Origin of the sequence: Neotabrizicola shimadae, from assembly GCF_019623905.1 — a bacterium.
GTDB lineage: Bacteria > Pseudomonadota > Alphaproteobacteria > Rhodobacterales > Rhodobacteraceae > Neotabrizicola > Neotabrizicola shimadae.
Genome location: NZ_CP069370.1, coordinates 3,314,734 through 3,340,501, shown reverse-complemented (window position 1 = coordinate 3,340,501; position 25,768 = coordinate 3,314,734). Strand labels below are relative to the sequence as shown.

At 66.5% G+C, this 25,768-nt stretch carries 25 protein-coding genes; 6 read left to right on the top strand and 19 right to left on the bottom strand.

The window, feature by feature from the left end; all coding sequences use genetic code 11:
• Nucleotides 1-590: 590 nt before the first annotated feature.
• The 7 genes from JO391_RS16215 to JO391_RS16185 all read right to left on the bottom strand — a co-directional run bounded on the left by JO391_RS16215 (nucleotide 591) and on the right by JO391_RS16185 (nucleotide 6,905).
• Nucleotides 591-1,493, bottom strand: coding sequence for a LysR substrate-binding domain-containing protein (locus tag JO391_RS16215; RefSeq protein ID WP_220661481.1), 903 nt, complete (start codon nucleotides 1,491-1,493; stop codon nucleotides 591-593).
• A 1-nt stretch (nucleotide 1,494) separates the two neighbouring features.
• A complete protein-coding gene (locus JO391_RS16210) occupies nucleotides 1,495-1,920 on the bottom strand; it encodes a GAF domain-containing protein (protein WP_220661480.1) in 426 nt (141 codons plus the stop codon).
• Nucleotides 1,917-2,249 carry a hypothetical protein gene (locus tag JO391_RS16205; RefSeq protein ID WP_220661479.1) on the bottom strand — a complete coding sequence of 111 codons (333 nt, stop codon included), beginning with the start codon at nucleotides 2,247-2,249 and terminating at the stop codon, nucleotides 1,917-1,919. Before JO391_RS16205 ends, JO391_RS16210 begins: the two co-directional genes overlap by 4 nt.
• A gap of 2 nt (nucleotides 2,250-2,251) precedes the next feature.
• Nucleotides 2,252-3,265, bottom strand: a complete 1,014-nt coding sequence (gene holA / locus JO391_RS16200) for a DNA polymerase III subunit delta (RefSeq protein WP_220661478.1) — start codon at nucleotides 3,263-3,265, stop codon at nucleotides 2,252-2,254.
• Entirely contained in the window at nucleotides 3,262-3,750 is a 489-nt protein-coding gene (gene lptE, locus JO391_RS16195) for an LPS assembly lipoprotein LptE (protein ID WP_220661477.1), read from the bottom strand. The genes holA and lptE overlap by 4 nt, the downstream gene beginning before the upstream one ends.
• The gene (gene leuS, locus JO391_RS16190; RefSeq protein ID WP_220661476.1) at nucleotides 3,737-6,292 is read right to left on the bottom strand and encodes a leucine--tRNA ligase; all 2,556 of its coding nucleotides are present in this window, start codon (nucleotides 6,290-6,292) and stop codon (nucleotides 3,737-3,739) included. The genes lptE and leuS overlap by 14 nt, the downstream gene beginning before the upstream one ends.
• A gap of 76 nt (nucleotides 6,293-6,368) precedes the next feature.
• Complete coding sequence (locus JO391_RS16185; RefSeq protein WP_220661475.1) at nucleotides 6,369-6,905, bottom strand: DUF3576 domain-containing protein; 537 nt, start codon at nucleotides 6,903-6,905, stop codon at nucleotides 6,369-6,371.
• Nucleotides 6,906-7,179: 274 nt separating this feature from the next.
• Between JO391_RS16185 and JO391_RS16180 the strand changes: the two genes are divergently transcribed.
• The gene (locus JO391_RS16180) at nucleotides 7,180-8,250 is read left to right on the top strand and encodes a porin (protein WP_220661474.1); all 1,071 of its coding nucleotides are present in this window, start codon (nucleotides 7,180-7,182) and stop codon (nucleotides 8,248-8,250) included.
• 96 nt (nucleotides 8,251-8,346) lie between these two features.
• The gene (locus JO391_RS16175; RefSeq protein WP_220661473.1) at nucleotides 8,347-9,000 is read left to right on the top strand and encodes a YggS family pyridoxal phosphate-dependent enzyme; all 654 of its coding nucleotides are present in this window, start codon (nucleotides 8,347-8,349) and stop codon (nucleotides 8,998-9,000) included.
• A gap of 3 nt (nucleotides 9,001-9,003) precedes the next feature.
• Here the strand turns inward: JO391_RS16175 and JO391_RS16170 are convergent, their stop codons facing one another.
• The 3 genes from JO391_RS16170 to ribA are packed head-to-tail and all read right to left on the bottom strand — an operon-like array spanning nucleotide 9,004 to nucleotide 12,533.
• Nucleotides 9,004-10,890, bottom strand: coding sequence for an amylosucrase (locus JO391_RS16170; protein WP_220661472.1), 1,887 nt, complete (start codon nucleotides 10,888-10,890; stop codon nucleotides 9,004-9,006).
• Nucleotides 10,891-10,950: 60 nt separating this feature from the next.
• The gene (locus tag JO391_RS16165; protein WP_220661471.1) at nucleotides 10,951-11,454 is read right to left on the bottom strand and encodes a L,D-transpeptidase family protein; all 504 of its coding nucleotides are present in this window, start codon (nucleotides 11,452-11,454) and stop codon (nucleotides 10,951-10,953) included.
• On the bottom strand, nucleotides 11,451-12,533 hold the full coding sequence (gene ribA / locus JO391_RS16160) for a GTP cyclohydrolase II (RefSeq protein ID WP_220661470.1): 1,083 nt from the start codon (nucleotides 12,531-12,533) through the stop codon (nucleotides 11,451-11,453). The genes JO391_RS16165 and ribA overlap by 4 nt, the downstream gene beginning before the upstream one ends.
• 138 nt (nucleotides 12,534-12,671) lie before the next feature.
• Here ribA and JO391_RS16155 point away from each other — a divergent pair, with 138 nt between their 5' ends.
• On the top strand, nucleotides 12,672-13,358 hold the full coding sequence (locus JO391_RS16155; RefSeq protein WP_220661469.1) for a response regulator transcription factor: 687 nt from the start codon (nucleotides 12,672-12,674) through the stop codon (nucleotides 13,356-13,358).
• Between the two features lie 164 nt (nucleotides 13,359-13,522).
• Here JO391_RS16155 and JO391_RS16150 read toward each other — a convergent pair whose 3' ends face one another.
• Nucleotides 13,523-14,776 (bottom strand): DNA polymerase IV, encoded by a 1,254-nt coding sequence (locus tag JO391_RS16150; protein ID WP_220661468.1) that lies wholly within the window; start codon nucleotides 14,774-14,776, stop codon nucleotides 13,523-13,525.
• 93 nt (nucleotides 14,777-14,869) lie between these two features.
• Here JO391_RS16150 and JO391_RS16145 point away from each other — a divergent pair, with 93 nt between their 5' ends.
• Nucleotides 14,870-16,102: a lytic murein transglycosylase gene (locus JO391_RS16145; RefSeq protein ID WP_220661467.1), complete on the top strand. Its 1,233-nt coding sequence runs from the start codon at nucleotides 14,870-14,872 to the stop codon at nucleotides 16,100-16,102.
• Between the two features lie 245 nt (nucleotides 16,103-16,347).
• Nucleotides 16,348-19,203, top strand: coding sequence for an error-prone DNA polymerase (locus JO391_RS16140; RefSeq protein WP_220661466.1), 2,856 nt, complete (start codon nucleotides 16,348-16,350; stop codon nucleotides 19,201-19,203).
• Nucleotides 19,204-19,208: 5 nt separating this feature from the next.
• Here JO391_RS16140 and JO391_RS16135 read toward each other — a convergent pair whose 3' ends face one another.
• Genes JO391_RS16135 through JO391_RS16125 form a run of 3 tightly spaced genes read right to left on the bottom strand, consistent with a single transcriptional unit; the run spans nucleotide 19,209 to nucleotide 21,618 of the window.
• On the bottom strand, nucleotides 19,209-19,856 hold the full coding sequence (locus JO391_RS16135; RefSeq protein ID WP_220661465.1) for an HAD family hydrolase: 648 nt from the start codon (nucleotides 19,854-19,856) through the stop codon (nucleotides 19,209-19,211).
• Nucleotides 19,853-20,416 carry a 16S rRNA (guanine(966)-N(2))-methyltransferase RsmD gene (gene rsmD / locus JO391_RS16130; RefSeq protein WP_220661464.1) on the bottom strand — a complete coding sequence of 188 codons (564 nt, stop codon included), beginning with the start codon at nucleotides 20,414-20,416 and terminating at the stop codon, nucleotides 19,853-19,855. Before rsmD ends, JO391_RS16135 begins: the two co-directional genes overlap by 4 nt.
• On the bottom strand, nucleotides 20,416-21,618 hold the full coding sequence (locus JO391_RS16125) for an NAD(P)/FAD-dependent oxidoreductase (RefSeq protein WP_220661463.1): 1,203 nt from the start codon (nucleotides 21,616-21,618) through the stop codon (nucleotides 20,416-20,418). Before JO391_RS16125 ends, rsmD begins: the two co-directional genes overlap by 1 nt.
• A gap of 79 nt (nucleotides 21,619-21,697) precedes the next feature.
• Here JO391_RS16125 and JO391_RS16120 point away from each other — a divergent pair, with 79 nt between their 5' ends.
• The gene (locus tag JO391_RS16120) at nucleotides 21,698-22,183 is read left to right on the top strand and encodes a peroxiredoxin (protein WP_220661462.1); all 486 of its coding nucleotides are present in this window, start codon (nucleotides 21,698-21,700) and stop codon (nucleotides 22,181-22,183) included.
• 44 nt (nucleotides 22,184-22,227) lie between these two features.
• Here the strand turns inward: JO391_RS16120 and JO391_RS16115 are convergent, their stop codons facing one another.
• The 5 genes from JO391_RS16115 to JO391_RS16095 form a co-directional block, all read right to left on the bottom strand.
• Nucleotides 22,228-22,599 carry a 4a-hydroxytetrahydrobiopterin dehydratase gene (locus tag JO391_RS16115; protein ID WP_220661461.1) on the bottom strand — a complete coding sequence of 124 codons (372 nt, stop codon included), beginning with the start codon at nucleotides 22,597-22,599 and terminating at the stop codon, nucleotides 22,228-22,230.
• Entirely contained in the window at nucleotides 22,596-23,207 is a 612-nt protein-coding gene (locus JO391_RS16110; protein ID WP_220661460.1) for a glutathione S-transferase family protein, read from the bottom strand. Before JO391_RS16110 ends, JO391_RS16115 begins: the two co-directional genes overlap by 4 nt.
• 17 nt (nucleotides 23,208-23,224) lie before the next feature.
• Nucleotides 23,225-24,388 carry a GNAT family N-acetyltransferase gene (locus JO391_RS16105; protein WP_220661459.1) on the bottom strand — a complete coding sequence of 388 codons (1,164 nt, stop codon included), beginning with the start codon at nucleotides 24,386-24,388 and terminating at the stop codon, nucleotides 23,225-23,227.
• Between the two features lie 129 nt (nucleotides 24,389-24,517).
• Complete coding sequence (locus tag JO391_RS16100; protein WP_220664595.1) at nucleotides 24,518-25,288, bottom strand: glycerophosphodiester phosphodiesterase family protein; 771 nt, start codon at nucleotides 25,286-25,288, stop codon at nucleotides 24,518-24,520.
• Nucleotides 25,288-25,752: a RidA family protein gene (locus JO391_RS16095; RefSeq protein WP_220661458.1), complete on the bottom strand. Its 465-nt coding sequence runs from the start codon at nucleotides 25,750-25,752 to the stop codon at nucleotides 25,288-25,290. Before JO391_RS16095 ends, JO391_RS16100 begins: the two co-directional genes overlap by 1 nt.
• Nucleotides 25,753-25,768: the final 16 nt, after the last annotated feature.

The following is a 25,768-nucleotide window of genomic DNA, read 5'->3' as shown; positions in this document are numbered from 1 at the left end:
TCCCCATGTAGATTGGCGAGGGCTGCCCGCCCTCGGTGCGTGCAAGCGAGCTATAGGGTGGGTGAAACCCGCCATCCCTTGGGCTCCCTACCGCCTGTTCAACCCACCCCAATCCTCAAGTCCGAGCAAGCGAGCCGTAGGGTGCGCATTCATTGCGCACCTCCTGTCCGAGTGGCGGATCGTGCGACCTTGCCTTCCTCGGACAATCCCTGCCGCCCAGCGAGCGACGACGGCGCGACTACGCGCGGTCCCTTCGGCCACAAGGTGCGCAATGAATGCGCACCCTACGGCAATCCCCAGGCAACCCGTAGGTCGGGGTTCACCCCGACTCACTTGCGCCAACCCGTCCACCCCAAGCCGTCACGGGACGCCGAGGTGAACCCCGGCCTACGGAGCTTGCCGTAGGGTGCGTGCTCGCACGCACCATTTCACCCGGCCGCCCTCGGTGCGTGCAAGCACGCACCCTACATCCCGGCAAAACCGAGCCTTGTCGCCACTTGGCCCCACACCCCAATCCTTAAGTCCAAGTTAATCCGCCTTCGTAACCCATTGAACTCAAACACCCCGTCCAAGCGTCCGAGCTCGGACGCCTAGCGGGCCGGGATGGCGCTCTGGGCCGAGCGGACGAAGTTGAGGGCCGGGGCCGAGAGCGGCGCCCCCCGGCGCCAGGCGAGGCCCACCTGGACCGAGGGCAGGTCCCCCGAGACGTCCCGGATCTCGATGCGGTCCCCCTCCAGCGACCAGGGCCGGTACACAAGGCTGGGCAGGATCGCCAGCCCCGCCCCCGTGGCCACCAGGCTGCGGACCGCCTCCACCGACCGGGTCCGGAAGGCGATCTGGGGCTTGACCGCCAGCGCCCCCATCAGCCGCCGGGTACTCTCCTCGATCTCGTCCACCATCAGCTGGATCAGCGGCTGCCCCGCCAGCTCGTCCAGCGCGATGGCCTCCTGCTGGGCCAGCGCATGGCCCAGCGGCAGCCACAGCCGATAGGGCGAGACCAGCAGCGTCTCCACATGCAGGGCCATCCGGTCCTTGACCGACGAGGTCAGCAGGACCGCCACGTCCAGCTCCCCCCCGATCAGCAGATGCTGGAGATAGTCCCCGTTGTCCTCGATCACCGAGAGCTCCACCTGAGGATAGGCCCGCCGGAATCGCGACAGGATATCCGACAGCACATAGCCCGCGACCAGTGAGGTCACCCCCAGTGACAGCCGCCCCGTCATCGCCTCCCCCTCGTCGCGGAAGGCGGTGCGGGCGATGGCCACGTCCTCCAGGATCTGCCGGGCGTGCCGCAGGAAGGCGGACCCCTTGTGGGTGATCAAGAGCCCCCGCGCCTGCCGGTCGAACAGCGCGACGCCCAGATCATCCTCCAGCGCCCGGATCGCCTCGGTCACCGAAGACTGCGAGATCGACAGCGCCCGCGCCGCGCCCGACACGGACCCAGCCTCGGCCGCCGCGATGAAGAACTGAAGCTGGCGCAGGGTGAAGGCCACGTCAGCCCCCCGCCATCTCCGCCGCCAGCGCGTCGTGGTGGCGGGCCACCAGCGCCTCGTAGGCGGCCAGCTTCTCGGGCGTGAAATGCCCCGTCTCGGCCAGCAGGTTCACCGTCCCCACCACCTCGCCCCCCGCGATCACCGGGATGTTGACCGCCGAGCCCAGGCCAAGCGAGGTGATCAGGGCATGGTCGAAGAACACCACGGCAAACTCGGGCGCGGTGTTGGCCACGAAGGTCCGGTGGTCGCGGATCACATGATCGTACCAGGCGTTCCGCTCCATCGGTTTGGTGCCCGACACCGGGTACTCTACCGGATGCGAGGTATAGGCCCGCCGCGCCAGATCTGCCGCGAAGTCATTGGTCGTGATCGTGAAGAGGATCGTGCCCAGGGCTGCGGCTTCGCGGTGGAGGTCATCATAGATCATCGGGCGGGCCTTTCCTTGCGGTCGAGGGTGATCCAGGGTTTCGGCGCCGCAGGCGGGGGCGGGGCGGCGCCCTGCCAGACCATCAGCCGCACCGCGAGCTGTTCTTCCGGGTCGTCGGGCAGGGCCAGGATGTCCCAGGCCATGCCGAAACCCTCCAGCAACAGGCCCTCGGCGTAGAAGGCGATCTCCTCGGCCTCCAGCGCTTCGGTCGGCGTGTCGCTTGCCGGCCAGGCGCCGTCTTCGGCCCAGATCACCAGCCCTTCGATGCCGGGGGCGTCTTCGGCCAGCCGGGCGAGGGGGGCGAGGAAGTCCTCGATGCTGTCGGTCATCCTTACCTCTTTGTCATCGCCACGCGGATCAGCGCGCGTTCCAGGACGGCCATCGCCGGCGCACGGCTGGCCGAGCGCAGGGTCAGGTCGCAGTCCACAAGTGTGGCCAGCGCCGATTCCAGCGCGCGTGCGCCCCAGGCCCCGGCCTGCCGCTGCATGGCATCGCGGCGTGGGCCGAAGACACGGGCCTTGATCATGCCCGTGGCAATGCCGCCGGGGTCGGTGGCGGCAATGTGCAGGGCGCGGAAATGGCGCAGCGCAGCAATGCAAACCGCGACCGCGGTGGTGCCTTGCGCCTCGAGTCGGTGCAGCAGAAGGCAGGCCCGCTCCGGGTTGCGGTCGCCGACGGCAAGGATCAGGTCGTCCAGTTCCGTTTCGGCCGAGGCGGGTACCAGAAGCACCACTTCGCCCGCCGTCAGCGGCTCGGTATCCTGCCATTTGTAAAGGGCGATCCGGTCCAGCGTCTGGCGAAAGTCACCGGGGTCAAGCTCGCGTGCCAGCCCTTCGAGCGCGGGGGCGGCGTCGGGGGCAAGCCGCGTGAGCCCGGCGCGGGCGAGGGTGTCGGCGATTTCCTCCGCCGAGGGCGGATCGTCATAGAGCCCGATCGACACGGCAGCGCGGTGCTTGTCGAACAGGGTCTTGAGAGCGGACTTGCCGGTCAGCATTCCGGCCGTCACAACAAGCACGGCATCGTCGGGTTGCCACTCTGCCAGCGCGGACTCGATCTGCGGGGCGAGCCCGTCCGTGGCCTCTTCGACCAGCACGACGCGGGGGCCGGGGAAGAACCCGCGTTCTTTCATCGTGTCGGCCAGCCGGGCGCCATCGCGCCGCAGGTCGGCGCCGGGGATGCGGGTCAGGCGCATCTCGGATTCGCCCTGTGGGCCGATCAATGCGGTCACGGCATCCTGACGCTTCAGCGCGACATGCATGGGATCGGCGCCGAAGATCAGAAGCCCGGCACGGCCGGGATCGGGGCGGCGCAGGTAACGCGCGGCCTCGGCCCCTTTCAGGATCATGGCAGGCTTCCGGCCCGGGCGATGAGTTGCGTCACCACCTGGTCGGCCAGCGCCTGCATCAGGCGCTTCACGGCATCAACTTGCGCGGCCTGTGTGGCGACCGTGGTGCCCGAGGCGAACCAGGCGGTGAAGCTTTGCGCTGTGCCCGAGGCGAGGGTCTCGCCCGCTGAGTCCTGGAGAGTCCAGTTGGCGTTGCCCGAAATGTCGTACCGGACGACCTCGTTCTGTTGGGTGATGCCGATTGAGAAGGTTTCGGTCGAAATGCCGTAGGTCAGCGCGAAGGCATCTGCCTCGGGCCGACCGAGGCGTTCCTCGATGCGGGCGACAAAGGCGTAATCGGTGGCCGAGGAAGGGTCAGTAGCGCGGACCCGACCCCGCAGGGCCGAGGCCGAACCGGACGGCCCATAGGCCGGCGTGAAACCGCAGGCCGACAGGGCCGCCACAGCGGCAAGCGACAGAAAGGCACGGCGGTCAGACGACGACATTGACGATGCGACCGGGGACAACGATCAGCTTCTTGACCGGCTGGCCGGCAAGAAACTTCACTACACCCTCGTCTGCCAGCGCGATCTTTTCAATCTCGGCGGCGGGCATGTCTTTCGGCACGCGGATTTCGGCCCGGCGCTTGCCGTTGATCTGGATGGGCAACACCACCTCGTCATCGACCAGCAGCGACGGGTCGGCCTTGGGCCAGGGTGCCAAGGCGACCAGGCCGTCGCCGTCCAGCATGTTCCAGATCTCCTCGGCCAGGTGCGGGGTCATCGGCGACATGAGCTGTGCCATGGTCCGCATGGCATCCTTCTTCGCATTCGCGCCCGCCTGCGACTTCTGCAGCGTGTTGGCGAATTCGTAGAGCTTGGCGATGGCCTTGTTGAAGGCAAAGCCCTCGATGCCCTTCGTGACCTCGTCCACCGCCTTGGCGGTGGCGCGGGCGAGCGCCTCGTCCTCGGCATTGGCAGGCGAGGTCAACGTGGCGATCTCGTCCGCCATGCGCCAGACGCGGGACAGGTGCTTGTAGGCCGCTTCCGCGCCAGCTGCCGTCCATTCCACGTCGCGTTCGGGCGGGCTGTCGGACATCACGAACCAACGGGCGGTATCGGCGCCGAACTGGTCGATGATGTTCATCGGGTCCACGACGTTCTTCTTTGATTTCGACATCTTGGCCGAGGGAATTACCTCGACCGGGGTGCCGTCCTTCAGCGTGGCGCCGGTGTCCGAGCGCAGGATGTCTTCCGGCAAGTGATAGACCGGCCGGCCCTGCGCGTCGCGCGTCATGTAGATTTCGTGCGTCACCATGCCTTGGGTGAACAGTGCGCTGAACGGCTCGACCGCCTTGGCGGGTAGGTGGCCGGTGCGGTGCATGGCGCGGGCGAAGAAGCGGGAATAGAGCAGGTGCAGGATCGCGTGCTCGATGCCGCCGATATATTGATCGACGTTCATCCAGTAGTCCACGTCCTCGGCCACGGTCGGCGTGGTGGCGCGGGGCGCAGTGAAGCGGGCGTAGTACCAGGACGAATCGACGAAGGTGTCCATCGTGTCGGTTTCCCGCTTGGCGGGCTTGCCGCAGGCGGGGCAAGCGCAGTCGCGCCAGGTCGGGTGCCGGTCCAGCGGGTTGCCGGGCTTGTCGAAGCTGACGTCATAGGGCAGCTCGACCGGCAGGTTTTCCTTCTTCTCGGGCACCACACCGCAATCGGCGCAATGCACGACCGGGATGGGGCAACCCCAGTAGCGCTGGCGCGAGATGCCCCAGTCGCGCAGGCGGAACTTGGTGACGCCGCGACCGTAGCCGTTCGCCTCGGCATGAGCGATGGCGGCGGTCACGCCGTCGTCGCCGGTCTGCACCTCGGCGCCGGAGAAGCCGCGGATGTAGCGCACGCGCTCGGACTTCATGGGTACGAACGCCTCGGCGAGCGGCACGTCCTCGGCATCTTCGGCCACGAATACCGCCTTGATCGGCAGGCCGTATTTCGTGGCGAAGTCGAAGTCGCGCTGGTCATGGGCAGGGCAACCGAAGATGGCGCCGGTGCCATAGTCCATGAGGATGAAGTTGGCGATCCACACCGGCAGTTCCCACGTCGGGTCCAGGGGATGCACGACACGGATGCCGGTGTCGTAGCCGACCTTTTCGGCCGTCTCGATCTCTTCCGCTGATGTGCCGCCCTTGCGGCATTCGGCGACGAAGGCCGCGACCTTGGGGTCAGAGGCTTCCAGCGCCTTGGCCAGGGGATGGTCGGGCGAGATGGCGGCAAAGGACGCGCCCATCAGCGTGTCGGGGCGGGTGGTATAGACTTCCAGCGACTCGAATCCGGCGGGTGCACCCTTGGTCGCAAAGGCGAATTGCAGGCCCTGGCTGCGGCCGATCCAGTTGGCCTGCATCAGGCGCACCTTTTCCGGCCAGTGCGTCAGCCCATCCAGCGCGGCCAGCAGATCCTCGGAATAGTCGCTGATGCGGAAGAACCACTGCACCAGTTCGCGCCGTTCAACTGCCGCGCCGGACCGCCAGCCCTTGCCGTCGATCACCTGTTCGTTGGCCAGCACCGTCATGTCCACCGGATCCCAGTTGACCACGGCGGCCTTGCGATAGACGAGCCCGGCTTCCAGCATGTCGAGGAACATCGCCTGCTGCTGGCCGTAGTATTCCGGGTCGCAAGTGGCGAATTCGCGGCTCCAGTCGATCGACAGGCCCAGGGGCTTCATCTGAGCGCGCATATCGGCGATGTTGCCATAGGTCCAGTCCTTGGGGTGGCCGCCGCGTTCCATCGCAGCGTTTTCGGCCGGCATTCCGAAAGCGTCCCAACCCATCGGATGCAGCACGGAATAGCCGGCCGAAGCCTTCTGGCGCGCCACAACGTCGCCCATGGTGTAGTTCCGGACGTGCCCCATGTGGATACGCCCCGAGGGATACGGGAACATCTCGAGCACATAGTACTTGGGCTTTGCCGGGTCGCGCCGCGCCGCAAAGGTGCCGGCAGCCTCCCAGGCGGCCTGCCATTTCGGTTCGGTGACTTTGGGTTCGTAACGCGACATGGGAAGGCCCTGCTCCGGCGGCGAATTCGCCTCGCGGATTACACCGGCGCCGGGGCCAAGGTCCAGAGCGGGCGGATTACAGGTTGCTGTCCTGGATGCGCAGCTGGCGGGCGCGGTTCAGGATCGCATCTTCCACGGCGCGCAGCGTATCGGGCGAGACCGGGCCGGACTTCGTGTTCAGCGAAAGCTTCAGGGAACGCGCATCCAGCGCCGGATCCTGGATGTAGATCGTCGCACGATATGCCTTCCCGCCGCCAGGCGGCGACCCATAGCCCGTGACGATGACGCCTGTGAACGGGTCCACCGTTTCGATCGGAAGGAAGTTCAGCACGTCGAGCGAGGCATTCCAGAGATACCGGTTCACCGCAACGGTGTTGTTGGGGTCGGTGTTGTTCTGGAATAGGTCCCAGACCGTGTCTTCGTTCTGAAGCCAGGGCTGGTAGGCGTCTCCATCGCCCCGAGTGTTCTGGAGAGGGGCCGACTGGTTCCAGTCCGAGGGGCGGTTCGCAGGATCGGGGTTTCCGTAGGATAGCCCCGTCGACTGGCCGCAACCTGCCAGAACCAGGGCCGCGCTAGCAGCCAGGACGATGCCGGACAGGTTTGGAAGACGCATTCAGGGCCCCGGTATTTTGACGGTTCTCTAACTTACAGCCCCGCGAGTGCCAAGGGATTTCGGCCAGCTTGTGGCATCTCGGCGCCTGGCCGCCTTGACGCGGCGACTGTCGTGTCAGTGCTGTGTCGGGACTGTGGCAAAGCTGCACCATGACCTGCGATCTTCCCCCCGGTGACATGGTTCGCGTTGCAAAGAAAGTCCTGACGTTGGAAGAAGAGGCATACCCAATTCGGATTCCCCTGGGTTGGGCCGCACCTTTGAGACGAGGGAAAAAATGAAAAAGTTCCTGCTTGCGACCTCCGTGCTCGTTGCCACGGCTGGCTTCGCCTCTGCTGAAGTGACCCTGTCGGGCGACGCCCGCATGGGTGTCATCGACAACTTCTCCGAAGACGCCAGCCTCGGCTTCACCTCCCGTACCCGCGTGACCTTCACGCTGTCGGGCGAGTCGGACTCGGGCATCGCGTTCGGCGGTTCGTTCCGCGCTGACAACGCCGGCGGTATCATCGTTCAGGACTCGAACGACGACGGCATCATCGACCCGACCGACCCGAACGAAGTCAACAACGGTGGTGCTTCGCTCGGCCGCGCTGGCTCGGTGTTCATCTCCGGTACCTTCGGCAAGCTGTCGATGGGTGACGTTGACAACGCGGCGCTGTCGGCCGTGGGTCAAGTGTCGGGCGTCGGCCTGACCGGTCTGGGTGACCTGAACGAAATCACCTACATGGGTACGGAAGGCAACTTCTTCAACGACCCGACCGCGATCTACGAATACTCGACCAACGGGTTCACCTTCTACTTCTCGATGACGAACCCGAACTACGTTGCTGCCGACACCGACCTGGACGGCATCTTCGAAGACGGTGAAGGCTACGGCACCGACGAAACGATCGCCGCTGGTATCAAGTACGCGATCGACGCCTACTCGTTCGGTCTGGGCTATGAGAACGGCGCCTTCGAAGGCACCGGCGGCCAGGACAACATCGCTCTCGGTGCGTCGGGCACCTGGGGTGGCTTCACCCTCAAGGCTGTCGGCTCCTACGCCAGCGGCAACGTCGAAGGTTCGCAGTACGCCGTTTCGGTTGACTACGCCATGGACGCTTGGGGCTTCACCGCCTTCTACAACGACGAAAGCGGCCTGAACGACACCACCGGCCCGGTCGAAACCCAGTTCGGTTCCGACCCGACCTACGGTATCGGCGTGTCCTATGACCTCGGCGGCGGCGCTTCGGTTGTCGGCGGCTACGCCTACAACTCGACCCCGGGTACCGATGGCTGCGACGCCTTCGGCGACAACTGCGACGACATCGGCGGTGCCTGGGACCTCGGTATCGACATGTCGTTCTGATCCAACCGGATCGAACTTCGGAAAGAGCGGGCTTAGGCCCGCTCTTTTCATTTCCGGCGGGCCGTGATTCCCTGTCGCCCAAGCAAGGAGAGGCCCATGTCGCTGACCGATATCCGCAACCGGATTGCCACAGCCGAAGCGCTGGCCGGACGCGCGCCGGGCAGTGTCCGCCTTATCGCCGTATCCAAGGTTCAGCCGCTGGAGCGCGTGGTTGCCGTTCTGGAGGAGGGCCATCGCGTCTTTGGCGAGAACTACGTTCAAGAGGCACAGAGCAAATGGCCCGAATTGCGGGAGCGGTTCGGTGCGGTGGATCTGCACATGATCGGCCCGCTGCAAACCAACAAGGCCAAGGTGGCGGTGGAGCTGTTCGACGCGATCCACACGCTGGACCGCGCATCCTTGGCCGAAAAGCTGGCGCGGCTTGCCCAGGCGCGCGGTGCCTGCCCGGAACTCTTCGTGCAGATCAACACCGGCGCCGAGCCGCAGAAGGCAGGGATCCTGCCGGAGGACGCCGACGCCTTCATCGCATCGTGTCGCGGGCTTGACCTCGCACTTTCCGGTGCCATGTGCATCCCGCCGGAAGGCGAGGATTCAGTGCCCCATTTCAACAGCCTTGCCGACATCGCGCGGCGCAACGGGCTGGAAGGGCTGTCCATGGGCATGAGCGGCGATTTCGAGGCGGCAATAGCCGCCGGCGCCACACATGTCCGTGTGGGCAGCGCGATCTTCGGTGCGCGCACCTATGCCTGACGGTCAGGCCAGCCAGACCCTGGCATAGGGTGGCAGGGCGATATTGCCGTTGTGAGTTTCGACCGGGTGATCCGACAGCAGATCATGCATCCGGGTCACGCCCTGCGCCCGTACCCAACCTTCACCAAGGTGCGCCCAGCTTTCGGTAAAGTTGAACAGACCCAAGACCGGCCCCGTCGGAGCAATTCGGGCAAAGGCAAAGACGCCGGACGGATCGGGGCGCAGGATGCGCGTCGGGTTTCCGGCATGAAACTCGGGCACGGCGCGGCGGCGGGCCAGGATGTGGCGCAGGCCCTGGAACACGCGCGACGCCGGGGACTGGCCAGCGTTTCGCGACTCTGCCAATGCCCAGTCCATGCGCGGCCGGTGGATCCAGCGGCTGTCATGCGCGTGTTCGGGCACATCCAGATATCCCCGATCGTTCAGGGCGGCCAACTCGTCACCCATGTAGACCAGCGGAATGCCCCCGAAGGCCGCGATCAGCGCATGCCCCATCAGGATCCGCTGTACGGCCAGATCGACCGCGGCGGCATCGCCTTCGTCCAGGGCCTGTTCCAGACCGGCGAGGGAGGCAAAGCTGCCAGAGATGCGCTTGTCGCCCGTTGCCGGGTTCACCTGGAACAGCGCCCCGCGCGAGAACGTGCCGGGGAAACTGCCTTCGTAGAAATCCGACAGGAAGGCGCGGTGCGCCGGGCCCGAAAGGCCAAGCGCCGCCGCATCCTCGTCTGTCACCGCCCAACCGATGTCATCGTGGCAGCGGATGTAGGTGGCATAGGTGGCGTTGGTCAGCACTTCGGGGAAATGCGTGGCCAGAACATGTGCCATCAACCGCGTGTCCCGCGTGGCCAGCGAGGACCAGAATTGCACCATCAGGCTGTTGTGATAGGCGAGGTTGCCTTCCTTGCCGTCATGCCGCCCCCGGCCAAGGTAGGGCAGCATCTCGGCCGGCGCGACAATGGCCTCTTCCAGATGAATCACCGCCGGGGCGGCAATGCGCGAGCAGGCCCGCAATGCCTGAAGGATCATGTGAACCTCGGGCTCGGACTGGCAGCGCGTTCCCATGCGCTTCCACATGAAGGCCACGGCGTCCAGGCGCAGCACGTCCACGCCCTTGTTGGCGAGATTCAGCATGATCTCGACCACTTCCAGAAAGACCTGTGGATTGGCCCAGTTCAGATCCCACTGATGTTCGTTGAACGTGGTCCAGACCCATTTTCCGAATTCCGGGTAATGCGTGAAGTTGCCCGGTGCGTTGTCCGGAAACACTTCGACGAGGGTCTTTTCGTACTGTTGCGGCAGGTCGGGCGTGTCGAACATCAGGTAGTAGTCCTGATATCTCGCGTCTCCCTTTACAGCCTTTCTGGCCCAGGCATGTTCCTTCGCGGTGTGGTTCAGCACCAGATCGACGCACAGCGAAATGCCGCGTTTCCGGAAGGCTGCGGCGACCGCCTCGAAATCCTCCATCGTGCCGAAGGCCGGATTGATCTGGCGGTAGTCCATCACCGAATAGCCACCGTCACTGTCGCCGGGACGCGACTTCAGGCAGGGCATCAGGTGGACATAGGTCACGCCCAGGTCGGTCAGGTAATCCAGCTTGTCCAGCACACCCTGCAGCGTGCCGGCAAAGCGGTCGATATAGAACACATAGCCCGCCATGTCCGGCCGCTGAAACCAGTCGGGCTCCAGGTCGCGCTTCAGGTCTAGCCGCTTCAGGTCGGCGGGCCGGGCGGCCCAGCCCTTCTTCAGCGCCTTGAGGAGCTTTTCGCGGAACGAGGCATACTCTGGACGCGCGCCATACAGCGCTTCAAGCATCGGCCAAAGGTCCTGAGAGGATCGCTCAAGCCGCAGCCCGAAAACCTCGTCGTCTGGCGCAGCCGTGGTCTTGGCCATTGATTCCTCCCTCGCCCCCGGGCCGCAGTCTAAGGTGCTCAAAGCGCTTTGAGAAGCCGGCTAGCGCCGCACCTCGACCCCGTCGCCCGGCCGCAAGCGCCGGGCGATCCAGCGCAGGTCGGTGGGAGCGAAGGCGACGCAGCCCGCCGTGGGGTGGCGGGGCTTGCGCCAGGCATGCAGGAAGATCGCAGACCCCCGGCCCTTCTCTGCGTGCGGCCAGTTCCAGTCGGTAATCAGCACCAGGTCATACAGCGGGTCCGGCCGCCGCAGGCGTTCGTAGCCAAAAGGATGCGGGGCGCGAACCATCAGGTTGTAGTCCGGGTCTCGCACGTCGTCCGACCAAAGGTCGCCGAGTCCAATCGGGACGGCCCATTCCGGAACATCTCCCGGCGTCAGCCGGTCAGGGCGGTACAGGCAACCGACGATCCGGTGATGGCCCGCAGGTGTTGCCCCGTCACCCTCGCGCTTGGCCCGCGCCGAAACGATGCCGCCGCGTCCGACGGAGCAGGGGAAATGCCGTCCTGCGAACCTGGCGCCCCACCTGGTGACGGCGATGTCGTTCACAGCAGATGCCCCGACTTTGCCGCCTTGGTCGCCAGATACCCGGCATTCTCAGCGGTGAGGCCCACCCTCAGCGGCACCCGGTCCACGACCTGCAAGCCACAGCGCTCCATCATGGCAATCTTCTTCGGGTTGTTGGTCAGCAAACGGACAGACCGAAATCCCATCTGACGCAGGATATCGGCCCCCAGCCGGAAGTCGCGCTCGTCATCCTCGAAGCCGAGGCGGTGGTTGGCCTCCACCGTATCGAAACCCTGATCCTGCAGGGCATAGGCGCGCATCTTGTTGGCCAGTCCGATGCCGCGACCTTCTTGGTTCAGGTATAGCAGCACACCAGCCCCCGCTTCGCCCATCTGGGCCAGGGCTGCGCGCAGCTGCGGGCCGCAGTCGCATTTCAGGCTGCCCAGCACATCGCCCGTGAAGCAGGCCGAATGCAGCCGTGCCAGCACCGGCTGGCCGCGATCCGGGCGGCCGACTTCCACCGCGTAGTGCTCTTCGGCCCCGCTGTCGGGCCGAAACACATGCAGTCGACCGGCGGCGGCTGCGGCCATGGGCAGCCTGGCGGCCACCACGGGATGCAATACCGTCGGGTCATCGTCGGCGACCTCTGCCACCGTCACTGCGGTCAGGCCGTACCTCGCAGCCAGCCGCGCCGCATCGGCCAGCCGCACCACCACGGCCGCGGGCAAGAGATGGCTGGCCTTGGCCAGCCGGATCGACGCCCGGTGCAGATCGGCCGTGCCGTCGCGCAGCGAACGGAAGGGTCCCTTCATCGGCACCCGCAAGTCATCCGCCGGATCGGCCATCGCCTTCAGCCACGTGGCGCCCTCGTCGTCGGGCACGGCGATCCGTGCCAAATCTCCGTCATAGGCTCGCGCCTTCAGCGTTTCGGCCCGCCGCGCCGTCAACACAAGTTCGGGCGCGCCCAACCCCCGCAAATCAGCCAGTCGTTCGGCCGTCAGCGTCTCCACCGCCAGAACCACCGCGCCTTCGCCCGCCTCTGACACCACCACCGGCACGCCAAGCCGCAGGTCGCTGCGCGCGCGAGACAGACGTTCCAGAGGGGAAGGGGCAAGGGTCATGCCTCCCATTTAGGGCTATGTGAAGGAAATTGAAACAATAGCCGTGATTTCGACAACTCGGCGTGAGTCCTCTGTCACATATCTTGCCGCCACGGTGACCCCAACGCATGTCAGGCTCACAGGAAACGGAGGCTTCAGATGGCGACCCTTCGCAAGATTCTTCTGGTGGACGACGACGACGACCTGCGCGAAGCGCTGTCGGAACAGCTGGTGATGACCGAGGACTTCGATGTCTTCGAAGCCCGCACCGGCGCCGAGGGTATGGAAAAGGCCAAGGCAGGTCTTTACGACCTCGTCATCCTTGATGTTGGTCTGCCAGATACCGACGGTCGCGAGCTGTGCCGCCGCCTGCGCAAGGCGGGCGTGAAATGCCCGGTGCTGATGCTGACCGGCCATGACAGCGACGCTGATACCATCCTTGGCCTCGATTCCGGCGCCAATGATTATGTCACCAAGCCCTTCAAGTTCCCGGTGCTTCTGGCCCGTATCCGTGCACAGCTGCGCCAGCACGAGCAGTCGGAAGACGCGGTGTTCCAGCTTGGCCCCTATACGTTCAAGCCGGCGATGAAGCTTCTGGTGGATGAAAAGGAAAAGAAGATCCGCCTGACCGAAAAGGAAACCAACATCCTGAAGTTCCTCTACCGCGCGCAGTCCGGCGTGGTGGCGCGGGATGTGCTTCTGCACGAGGTCTGGGGATACAACGCAGGGGTGACCACTCACACGCTGGAAACGCACATCTATCGGCTTCGCCAGAAGATTGAGCCCGATCCCACGAATGCGCGCCTTCTGGTTACCGAAAGTGGCGGATATCGGCTTGTAGCCTGAACGTCTTATTGTTGCCCGAATCAGAGGGTATATACTGATACGAACGGCAGTGTTGCCAATTCCATCCCCTCGCCGTGTCGGGGTCATGACACGGCATCCTCCCTGTTGGACCTGGCCGGGCATTTTGCCCGGCCTCTTTTTTCTGCGGGCTCGCCCTCAGGTTGTCAGCGCAGTGCGCGGCCCTTCATGATGGCCTCGGCGCCGAACCGCGCTCGGATCGCATCCGTCGCGCGCTCGGTTGCTGCCCGGCGGCCCGCATCCGGATCAAGAAGATCGCTGGAAAGGTCCGCCTCGGCCGCGGGCGCCAAGTCGGCAATGCCCACGCCGATCAGTCGGAACGGCCCCCGGAATCCGGCCTGATCCAGCATGGTCCGCGCCGCGCGATAGATGCGGTCGCCGATCTGGGTCGGCCCGTCCAGGGATTGCCGGCGTGTGACGAGCTTGAAACCCCCCCGCTTCAGCTTCAGCGTCACCGTGCGCCCGGCCAGCCCCTTGGCCTTGGCGCGGTCCGAGACCTGTTCCGCCAGCCGCCACAGGTGCCCGTCCAGAAGGACCGGGTCCGACGAGTCCTCGAAGAAGGTCGTCTCCTTCGAGATCGACTTCGGCCGCTCGTCCCGGTTCACGCGACGAGAATCCTCGCCACGCGCCAGCCGCCACAGATGGTCGCCCATGCGGCCAAACCGGGCGATCAGGTCAGCGCGCTCCCACCGAAGAAGGTCGGCGATAGTGCGGATCCCGGCTGCCTCGAGCGCGGCTTGGGTGGCCGTGCCCACCCCCCAGATGATGCGTACCGATTTCGGCTTCAAGAACTCGGCCGTCTCTGCCTTGCCCACCACGGAAAACCCGCGCGGCTTGTCTAGGTCCGATGCGATCTTGGCAAGGAACTTGTTGTGCGACAGCCCGATCGAGCCGGTGACACCGAGTTCGGTCTCCATCCGCCTCGTCAGCCGGGCCAGCATCAGGGCCGGCGGCGCACCATGCAGCCGGGCAGTACCCGTCAGGTCCAGGAAGGCCTCGTCCAGCGACAATGGCTCAATGGCCGGCGTCAGTTCCTCCATCATGGACCGGATGGCGCGACTGACCTCGACATAGGCGCTCATCCGTGGCTTCACCACTACCGCCTGCGGGCAAAGCTTCAGGGCCTGGAACATCGGCATGGCCGAGCGCACGCCATGGATTCGCGCCAGATAGCAGCAGGTCGACACCACCCCGCGCTGTCCGCCGCCGACGATCACCGGCACATCGCGCAAGGACGGATTGTCGCGCTTTTCCACGCTGGCATAGAAGGCATCGCAATCCATGTGGGCGATGGACAGCGTATCCAGTTCGCCGTGGGAAACCACGCGCGGCGACCGGCAGACCGGGCAACGGGCGCCGGCATCAAAGCGTGTCAGGCAATCGCGGCACAGGGCGGGCATGGCGGGATGATATCGGTCTGCGCGCGCCTGGGGAACGGGGGTTTCGCATCCCTGCAGGCTTGCCTAGTCTGGCCGCGGTCTTGGAGAGGTGCGATGCGAACCTGGCTTCTGGCAGCGGTGACGACGGTCTTCTGCGGCCCGGCTCTGGCCGAAAGCCTGCCGCCGCCCGAACTGGTGGAGGGCAGGGCGGTGAAGGCAAATTGCGATGCGACGGCCATGGGGGCCTGGGTGCAGGGCTTCCGACCCAAGGCCCTGGCCGCGGGCATAACGCCCGAGGTCTTCGATGCCGCATTAGCCGGGGTCGCCCCCGACCCGCGCGTTTTGGAACGGGACTACAACCAGACCGAATTCACGAAGACGATCTGGGACTATCTCGACCGCGCCGTCTCGCCCGACCGTGTCGCCGGCGGGCAGAAGGCGCTTAAGGTCAATGCGGCGCTGCTCGGGCAGATCGAGGCGCAATACGGCGTGCCGAAGGAGATCGTGGTGGCGATCTGGGGGCTGGAAAGCGACTACGGCGCCTTCCGCGGCGATTTCCCGCTGATGGATTCGCTGGCCACGCTGGCCTGCGGCGGCCGCCGCGCCGCCTTCTGGGAAGGCGAGGTGCTGGCGGCACTGCGTATCCTGCAGGCGGGCGACGTGACACCCGCGGCGATGCAGGGAAGCTGGGCCGGCGCGATGGGCCATACACAGTTCATGCCTTCTTCCTACCTGCGGCTGGCGGTGGATTTCGACGGTGACGGCCGGCGCGACATCTGGGGCGACGATCCGACCGATGCGCTGGCCTCCACCGCTGCCTATCTTGCGGCGTCGGGCTGGGTTCGTGGCCAGCCCTGGGGGCTGGAGGTCACGCTGCCCGAAGGTTTCGACTACCGGCAATCCGGCGAAGGCGTGTTCAAGCCGCCCGCCGAGTGGCGCGCCCTGGGCGTGGCGCCGGTGGGCGGGGGCGAGTTGCCGGCTGGCGGCCTGGCTGAACTGCGCCTGCCCGGCGGCTGGCGTGGCGCTGCATTCCTGACCTTTGGTAATTTCAAGGCGATTGAGGCCTATAACCTGGCCGATGCCTATGTCATCGCCGTCGGCCATCTGTCTGACCGCATCGCCGGCGGTCCGCCTATCGCGGCCGGCTGGCCACGCGAGGATCGCGCGCTGGTGTTGGAGGAGCGTGTGGAACTGCAGCAGCGCCTGACGGACGCCGGCTTCGACACCGGAGGCGTGGATGGGCGCATAGGCCCGAAGACGATCCGCGCCATGCAGGCCTGGCAAGAGGCGCAGGGCCTGCCGCCTGATGGCTACGCGAGCCTTGCTGCGCTTGATGCCCTGCGCTGAGGGGGCGTGCCGTCCCTGCGGGCATCGAGCCCGCCGGGACGGCGTTGCCGCGGGCGGTGGCCGAGCTGCGGCAACCCGTTGCGGCTGAGCGGGGAGCCTTATTGCCCCCATCGCCGCCCGGGCGGCGATCCCCGCGAGGGTATTTGCCGGAGAGAGAATGGACGGAGGTGATCGGATCAGGCCGACTCACTGGAAGCGCAAGCAGGATCGCGCTAGCTTTGTTCTTCATTTGTTCACGATCCGCCATGGCCTTCGCCGAACTGTCCGCCCAGACGAACTTCACCTTCCTCACCGGGGCCTCCCACCCCGAGGAGATGATGCGTCATGCCGCCGAGGCAGGGATGGCGGCGCTGGCGGTGGCCGATGTGAATTCGGTCGCCGGCATCGTGCGCGCCCATGTCGAGGCGCGCGAGATCGCCCGCGTCATCGGCACGGCGCCGCGGCTGATCCCGGCGGCGCGGATCATGCTGGCGAACGGCTGTGCCGTGACCTGCCTTGCCGCCGACCGCAAGGGCTGGGCCGGGCTATGCCGGATGATCACGGTCGGGCAACTGCGCGCGCCCAAGGGGGAATGTCTGCTGCACGAGTCCGACCTGATGGAGTTCGGCGCGGGACTGGTGATGCTGGTGCATCCTGGCCCCTGGTCGCAGCCCTGGCGTGGGCTGGCGGCGCGGCTGGCCGCGGCCTTTCCCGGCCAGGTGCATCTGATCATGACCCCGCGCTATGACGGGCAGGATTCGGCCCGCTTCGACCGTCTGGCGAAAACCGCAACCGACCTTGGCCTCCTGCCGGTCGCCTCGGCCCTGCCGATGATGCATGTTGCGGCGCGGCGGCGGCTGGCGGATGTTCTGACGGCGATCCGCCTTGGTATCCGAGTCGAGAATCTGGGTCGCCACGCGCTTCCCCATGCCGAACAGCGCCTGCGCAGTGAGGCCGAGATGCTGCGGCTGTTCCGCGGCCACGAGGCCGCCGTGCATTGCACGGGCGAGATCGCGGAACGCTGCCGGTTCAGCCTGGACGACCTGCGCTATGAATATCCTTCGGAAATCAAGGGGGAAGAGACGGCGGCTGGCCGGCTGGAACGGCTGGCCAGGGCCGGCCTCGCCTGGCGCTATCCCAAGGGCGCGCCGGAAAAGGTCCAGGCCCAGATGGCGCATGAACTCGCCCTGATCGGCAAGCTGGGCTACGAGCCCTATTTCCTGACGGTGCATGACATCGTGCAGTTCGCCCGAAGCCGGAACATCCTGTGCCAGGGGCGCGGCTCGGCGGCGAACTCCGTGGTCTGCTATGCGCTTGGCGTCACCTCGGTCTCGCCCGAGATCGGCACCATGGTCTTTGAGCGCTTCGTCAGCGAGGCGCGGGGCGAGCCACCCGACATCGACGTGGATTTTGAACACGAGCGGCGCGAAGAGGTGATCCAGCACATCTATGACCGCTACGGTCGCCACCGCGCCGGGCTTTGTGCCACCGTGATCCATTACCGTGGCAAGCGCGCCGTGCGCGAGGTTGGCCGCGCCATGGGCCTGACAGAGGATACGCTGTCCGCCATGTCTGGCCAGATCTGGGGCTGGGGTGGACCGGGCGGCATTACCGACGACCGCCTGCGCGAGATCGGGCTCGATCCCGCCGACAAGAGGCTGCGGCTTGCACTGAGCCTGATCGACGAGATCCAGGGTTTTCCCCGCCACCTGTCCCAGCATGTCGGCGGCTTCATCGTGACCGAGGGCCGGCTGGACGAACTGGTCCCGATCGAGAATGCGGCGATGGAGGGGCGCACCGTCATCTGCTGGGACAAGGACGACATCGACGCGCTGAAGATCCTGAAGGTGGATGTGCTCGCACTTGGCATGTTGTCCTGCATCCGCAAGGCCTTCGACCTGGTCGACCGGCACCACGGCCGCAAGCTGACACTGGCCACCCTGCCGCCCGAGGATCCCGCCACCTACGAGATGCTGTGCCAGGCCGACAGCCTTGGCGTGTTCCAGGTGGAAAGCCGGGCACAGATGAACTTCCTGCCGCGGATGCGGCCGCGCGCCTTCTATGACCTTGTGGTGCAGGTGGCGATCATCCGGCCGGGGCCGATCCAGGGTGACATGGTGCATCCTTACCTCCGCCGCCGCAACGGCCAGGAAAAGGTGAGCTTCCCCTCAGATGAACTGGGCCGCGTGCTGGGCAAGACGCTTGGCGTGCCACTGTTTCAGGAACAGGCGATGCAGATTGCCATCGTCGGCGCCGGGTTTTCGCCCGAGGAAGCCGACCGCCTGCGCCGGGCGCTGGCCACCTTCAAGAAGCACGGCAATGTCTCGGCCCTGAAGGACCGCTTCCTGCAGGGCATGCGCGACAAAGGCTATGACGAGGATTTCTCGGCCCGTTGCTTTGCCCAGATCGAGGGCTTCGGCAGCTATGGTTTCCCCGAAAGCCATGCCGCCAGCTTCGCGCTTCTGGTCTATGCCTCGGCCTGGCTGAAGCGGCACCATCCCGGCATCTTCGCCTGCGCGCTGCTGAATTCGCAGCCGATGGGCTTCTACGCCCCGGCCCAGATCGTGCGCGACGCGCGCGAACACGGTGTCACGGTGCTGCCGCCCTGCATCAATGCCAGCCACTGGGACAACCGCATGGAACCCGGTACCGGGGGGCAACTGGCGCTGCGCCTTGGCTTCCGCCAGATCTCCGGCATGGCCGAGGAAGAGGCGCAGTGGATCGTGGCCGCGCGCGGCAACGGCTACCGCGCGGTCGAGGATGTCTGGCGCCGGGCGCGCATTTCGCCCGCCATGCTGTCCCTTCTGGCCGAGGCGGATTGCTTCGCGGCACTCGGACTGTCGCGCCGCGATGCGCTCTGGGCCGCGAAGGCGCTGGTCCCGGCTGAACCGTTGCCGCTCTTCTCGGGCGATCTGGAGGGCGAGGGAATTTCCGAACCTTCGGTCATATTCCGCCAGATGAGCGAGGGCGAGGCGGTGGTCGAGGATTACGTCGCCATGCGGCTGACGCTGCGCAGTCACCCTCTTGCACTGTTGCGCCCGCTGCTGACGCCGTCAGGGGGCCACCCCACTCGCCCCGGCAAGGGCCGGGGCCTCGGTCTGCCCACAGCCCCGCCACCGTAGGCCGGTCAAATCCCAAGAAGTCCCGGCAACTCGGCCATGGCGCGGAAGGGTAGGGCGCCTTCGGCAACCATCCGCGCGCCGTCGCCATGAGGCGCATAGGCGAAGCACCGCATCCCCGCCGCGCGGGCGGCGCGGGCGCCGGTCGGGCTGTCCTCGACCACGCTACAGCCTGCCGGATCAACGCCAAGCGCGCGGGCCGCGTGCAGCCACAATCCAGGCGCGGGCTTCGGCGTGCCAAGCGTCTGGCCCGAGAACATGCGCCCCTGCAGCCGCGCCCAAAGCGCAGGGTGCTGGCCAAGCGTGATCTCCATCTTGCGGTCCGACCCGTTGGATCCCACGGCATAGGGAATCCCCGCCGCGTCCAGCCGTTCCAGCACCTCCAGAATGCCGGGGATCAGCGGGGTGCCCTGCTCCAGTCGAGCATAGAGCCGCTCATAGAAGCGCGCCACCCAGTCCTGCGGCAGCGCCGCGCCCAGGGCACGGGCACGGTCGGCCACACCCACCATGGTCAGCCCCAGAACCTCGACCTCCATCCGCGCGCGCGGCAGGGTAAGGCCATGGTTGGCGAACTCGTCCATCAGCAGGTCGAAGGCGATGTCCTCGCTGTCCACCAGAACGCCATCGCAATCGAACAGCACGGCCGCAGGGGTCATGCCGGCGCCCGCAAGAGCGTGACCAGCGTGTCGCCATACTTCCGCTGATCCAGCATCTCAAACCCCGCGGGCGGCACAGGCGCCGCGCCCTCTTCCCAGACCACCATCGCGCCGGGCGCCAGCCATCCGCCCTCCAGGCACGAGACCAGCGCCGCCTCGCCCAGGCCCTTGTTATAGGGCGGGTCCAGGAAGACCAGGCCGTAGCCCGGCCCGCGGTTCGGCCCCATGCGGGTGGCGTCGCGGCGCCAGACGTCGGTGGCGCCCATCGCCTGCATCTTCTCGATATTCTGCCGCAACAGCGCCCGCGCCGTAGTCCCGTCGTCCACAAAGGCCACGCGGGCTGCACCGCGCGACAGCGCCTCCAGCCCCAACGCGCCGGTGCCGGCGAACAGGTCCAGAACGCGCGCAGCCGTCAGCGGATCGCCATGGCCGCCGTTGATCAGCAGGTTGAAGATCGCCTCGCGCACGCGGTCGGACGTCGGGCGCAGGTGCGCGGCGGGATCGCCCTCGCCCACCTCGGCCAGCTTCAGCCCCCGCCGCGCGCCGCCGATGATGCGCATTACTTCAAAAGCGCCTTCATGTTGGTGGACAGGTCCGCCACCGCCGCTGGGTCAGGGGATTTCCCCTGCTCGATCAGCCGCTTGCCCACCATATAGGCGCGCGGGTCGTTCATCGCGTCCACCGCCAGAAGCCGGTCGCCCGCATAGTACCAGAACGACACCGCCTCGCCATCCGGACCGCGCGTCACGATCCGGTCATAGCCGGTGTTCAGCCCGGCGATCTGCAGCTTGCAGTCGTACTGATCCGACCAGAACCACGGCGCCGCTTCGTAGGGCTTGTTCGCACCCAGCATGTTGTCGGCCACCGCCTCGGCCATGTCGATGGCATTGCCCACCGATTCCAGCCGCAGCCGCCCGCCCTTCCACGGGAAGGACGCGCAGTCCCCGGCCGACCAGACATGCGGGTCCGAGGTGCGCCCGAATTCGTCGCAGGCGATGCCGTTCTGGATGGTCAGCCCTGCCGCCTCGGCCAGCGCCGTGGCCGGCACGATGCCCACGCCCGCGATGACGAAATCGGCCGGCAGTTCGCGCCCGTCGCTCAGGCGCACGCCAGTCACCCGGTCCTCGCCCAAAAGCCGCTCCAGCCCGGTGGACGCCAGGATCTCCACGCCCTTGTCGCCATGCAAAGCGCGGAAGTAATCCGAGGTCTCGGGCGCCGCCACCCGCTGCAGGATGCGCGGCGCCATCTCCACCACCGTGGCCTGCAACCCCAGCTTCGCCGCCACCGCCGCGGCCTCCAGCCCGATGTAGCCGCCGCCCACGATCACCACCCGCGCGCCGGGCGCAAACTCGTCGCGCATCGCATCCACATCGGCCAGCGTCCGCACGGTATAGACCCCGGCCAGCTCGCCGCCGATGGCCGCGGGCAGCCGGCGCGGGATCGCGCCGGTGGTCAGCGCCAGTTCGTCATAGGGGATGGTCTCGCTGCCCAGGCTCACGGTCTTCGCCACCGGGTCGATGGCCGTCACGCGGCGGTCAAGGCGCAGGGTGATGTCGTTCTCGGCATAGAACTCGGACGACCGCAGCCACAGCCGCTCTGCGTCCATCTCGCCCAGCAGATAGGCCTTGGAAAGCGGCGGGCGCTGGTAGGGGGGCGCCTTCTCCTCGCCGATCAGGGTGATGGGGCCCTTGTGGCCCTGCGCGCGCAGCCGCGCCACCAGCGCCGCCCCCGCCTGTCCCGCCCCGATCACGACGACATGCATGGTCTTCCCCCTCTGGCCGACATCCGGGGCGGACCCTATAACCCGAGGTCAGGGAAACGCAACAAAGAGGCTTCAGACCATGACGATTTCCGAAGGGGCGGCGCTGCCGGATGGCACGCTTCTGGTAATGGGCGACAACGGGGCCGAACAGGTCTCGGTCGCCGAGCGGCTGAAGGGCCGCAAGGTGGTGGTCTTCGGCCTGCCGGGCGCCTTCACCAGCACCTGCTCGACCGCGCACCTGCCCAGCTTCATGCGCACCAAGTCCAAGTTCGACGCCAAGGGCGTTGACGAGATCATCTGCATCTCGGTCAACGATCCCTTCGTGATGAAGGCCTGGGGCGAAGCGACCGGCGCCACCAAGGCCGGCATCACGCTGGCGGCCGATGCCGACGGTGCCTTCACCAAGGCCATCGGCATGAACTTCGACGTGCCCCATCTCGGCTTCTTCGGCCGGTCCAAGCGCTATGCCGCCCTCATCGAGGATGGTGTGGCAAAGGTGGTGCAGATCGACAAGTCGGGCGAGTGCAACATCTCGACCGGCGAGGCGCTGCTCGAAGCGATCTGACCCCACGCTTCACCCATCGCCCCGGCCTGCGCCGGGGCGGTGCTTCAGCCCTTCTTCCCCGCGTGGTGAATCTCGCACAGGCACTGGATCGGCTGGTCCAGGTCGCGCTGCACTTCGGCCGGACCGGCCATCGCGTCCATCCGCTCCGCAAGGTCGGTGTCCAGCTTCGTCAGGCCCTTCGCGCTGTGCGTGGTCAGCGTGACGTCGACCACGTTGTAGACATTGGACCATTCCGGGTGGTGGTTCATCTTCTCGGCCGCCAGCGCCACACGGGACATGAAGCCCCAGGCTTCCGAGAAGCTCTTGAACTTCCACACCTTGCGGATGGCATCCTTGCCCTCCACCGCACCCCAGCCAGTCTCGCCCAGGGAGGGCAGCACAGCGTTGCGTTCGGCCTCGGTCAACAGCGCGCTCATGCTGGCACTCCCTTCATCCGAGCTTCGTCGATCGCGGCTGCGCGGGCCAGCGCCGGGCGGGCCGAGATGCGCGCCCAATAGGCCGCCAGCGTCTCATTCGCCGGCATCGTGCCAAAGCGCAGACCCCAGCCGATCTGGCTGCCAAGATAGACATCCACTCCGGTAAACCGGCCATCCGCGAAATACTCGTTCGCGGCCAGGTGCCCGGTCAGCGTGGCCATCACCCGGTCCAGGCTGCCATAGCCGGTACGCCCGGCCTCCTGCGGCGAGCCAGGCTTCCAGCCGAAGGAACTGTTCACCACCGCCTGCTCCACCGGCCCGGCGCCAAAGAACATCCAACGGTAGAAACTCGCGCTGTCCCTGGCCATCAGCCCCGCCTCGGGAAATGCTTGCGCCAACCAGGTGCAGATCGCCGCGCATTCCGTCACGACGTGTCCGTCGCAGACGATGGCCGGCACCTTGCCCATCGGGTTGATCGCCAGGTATTCCGGCTCCTTCATCGTGGTCGCGTAATCCAGCCAGACCGTCTCGTAGGGCTGGCCGATTTCTTCCAGCATCCAGCGGGCAATCCGACCGCGCGACATCGGGTTGGTGTAGAAGGTGATCATCCGGGCCTCCCTCGGGCTCAGTCCTTTTCCTCGGGCTCGCCGCGGCGGAACGGACCGAAGGCTGTCAGCACCTCGATCTCTTCGTCCACCGCGCGCCGCTCCGCCTCAAGATACCGCGCCACCGCGTCGCGGAAACCGGAATCGGCGATCCAGTGCAGCGAATGCACCGGGCTCGGCAGATAGCCGCGCGCCAGCTTGTGCTCTCCCTGCGCCCCGGCCTCCACGCGCGGCATGCCATTCTCGATGGCCCAGTCAATGGCCTGGTAATAGCACAGCTCGAAATGCAGGAAGGGATAGTCCTGCACACAGCCCCAGTAGCGGCCGAACAGCGTGTCGCGCCCGATGAAGTTCAGCGCGCCTGCCACCGGACGCGCCCCGTCAAAGGCCAGCACCAGCAGCATGTCGTCGCGCATCGTGGCGTGAAAGGCATCGAAGGCCTCACGAGTCAGGTAGGGCCGGCCCCATTTGCGGCTGCCGGTATCCTGGTAGAAGATCCAGAACGCATCCCAGTGCCGCGGCTCGATCTCGTCGCCCGTCAGCGCGCGGATGGTCAGCCCGTGCGCATGGGCGCCCTCGCGCTCCTTGCGGATCATCTTGCGCTTGCGGCTGGACAGGTCGGCCAGGAAATCGTCGAAACAGCCGTATCCCCGGTTCAGCCAGTGGAACTGCTGCGTCACGCGGTGCAGCGTGCCCTCCAAGCCCGCCAGAGCCTCGGCCTCTTCGGCGGTGCAGAAGGTGACGTGAAGCGACGACAACCCGTTTCCCCTCACCAGCCCGATCGCCCCACTCAGCAGGTCGGCGCGGTCGTCAGGCGCGCACAGGAACCGCCGCCCGGTCGCCGGCGTGAAGGGCACCGCCACTTGCAGCTTGGGGTAATACTGCCCGCCCGCGCGCTGGAACGCATCCGCCCAGGAATGGTCAAAGATGTACTCGCCCTGGCTGTGGGTCTTGACGTAGAGCGGCATCACCCCCGCCAACGCGCCCCCGCGCCGCAGGGCAAGCGGCCGCGCCGTCCAGCCCGTTCCCTTGCCGGTCGAACCCGAGGCCTCCAGCGCCATCAGGAACCGGTGCGTGGTGAACGGGTCCACCGGCCGCCCCGCCGCTGCCTCGGGGCAGGCCACAGCATCCCAGCTTTCCGCGGGGATCTCTGAAAGGCTGTCGTGAAGCGTAAGGTCGGTCATGTTTGGCAAGGGCCTTGCGGCAAGCCGGGGGGCCGTCTGCCCCCGCGACCATTGGTTTCGTGAACCGATGGCGGAACCAACGGTCGCCCCGCGCAGAGTATTTCCGCAAAGACGAAGGGCAAGGGTAGTTCAGCCGGGAATGGCGGCGGCATAGCCCTCGAAGGTCACATTGTCGGCAACCTGTCGCGCCTCTGCCTCTGCGCCGGCACTGCGGATCGTCCAGCACAGGATCGCCGCGCCGGCGTCCTTCAGCTCGGCCACCCGCGGCCGGCCCAGATCCTTCGCCTCGTGGCTGATGAAACTGGCGCCCACCCGGTCGTAATCCGGGATCGCCCGCAGATGCGCGCGCGTCGCGCGGTCCAGCGGGAACCAGCTCTTCAGGTCATAGGCCGCCGTGGTGATGCCCCGGGGCCGTTCGGGCGCAAGCCGTGCCAGATGGGCGATGCAATGCGGATTGAACGACATCAGCGCCACCGCGCCGTCATAGCCCTTCAGCGCCTCGGCCGTTGCCGCCTCCAGCGCGCCATCCGTCTGAACAAGCCGCAGCGTCTGGTCCTTCAGCTCGATGAGCAAGGGCACCCGCCCGCCGACCAGTTCCAGCACCTCGGCCAACGTCGGAATGCGATCCTCACCGCCCTTCAGACCGATCCGCCCAAGTTCGGCCGCAGTTCGATGTGCGACCGGCCCTTTCTCGACCGTCAGCCGGTCAAGCTCGTCGTCGTGGAACACCATCGCCACGCCGTCCTTCGACAGCTGCAGGTCGATCTCAATCCCATAGCCCGCCTCAACCGCGGCCCGCACAGCGGAGGGCGAGTTCTCGATCCGCCCGGCCTTGCGGTCGTGCAGGGCGCGGTGGGCGATCGGCAGGCGCAGGAACTCGGCAGGTAAGGGAACGCGCATCACGGACGGATCTCGAAGATCCCCTCGATCTCGACCGCCACGCCCAAGGGCAGCGAGGCCGCGGACACCGCCGACCGCGCATGTCGCCCGGCATCGCCAAGCGCCGCCACCAGAAAGTCCGACGCGCCGTTGATCACCTTGGGCTGGTCGGTGAAATCTGCGGTCGAGTTGACAAAGCCCACCAGCTTCACCGCCCTGACCAGCCGCGACATATCCCCGCCGCAGGCTTTCTTCACCTGGGCAAGCAGGCTGATGGCACAGCTTTTCGCCGCCTCGGCCCCGGCGGGCACGTCCAGATCGGCCCCCAGCTTGCCCTTGATCAGACCGCCCGCGTTCTGGCTGATCTGGCCCGACACATGGACAAGATTGCCCACCACTACAAACGGCACATAATTGGCGGCCGGCGCGGGCGCGTCCGGCAGGGTCACGCCAAGTTCGGCAAGGCGGGTCTCGATGTGGCTCATGTCATCCTCCGGTCTT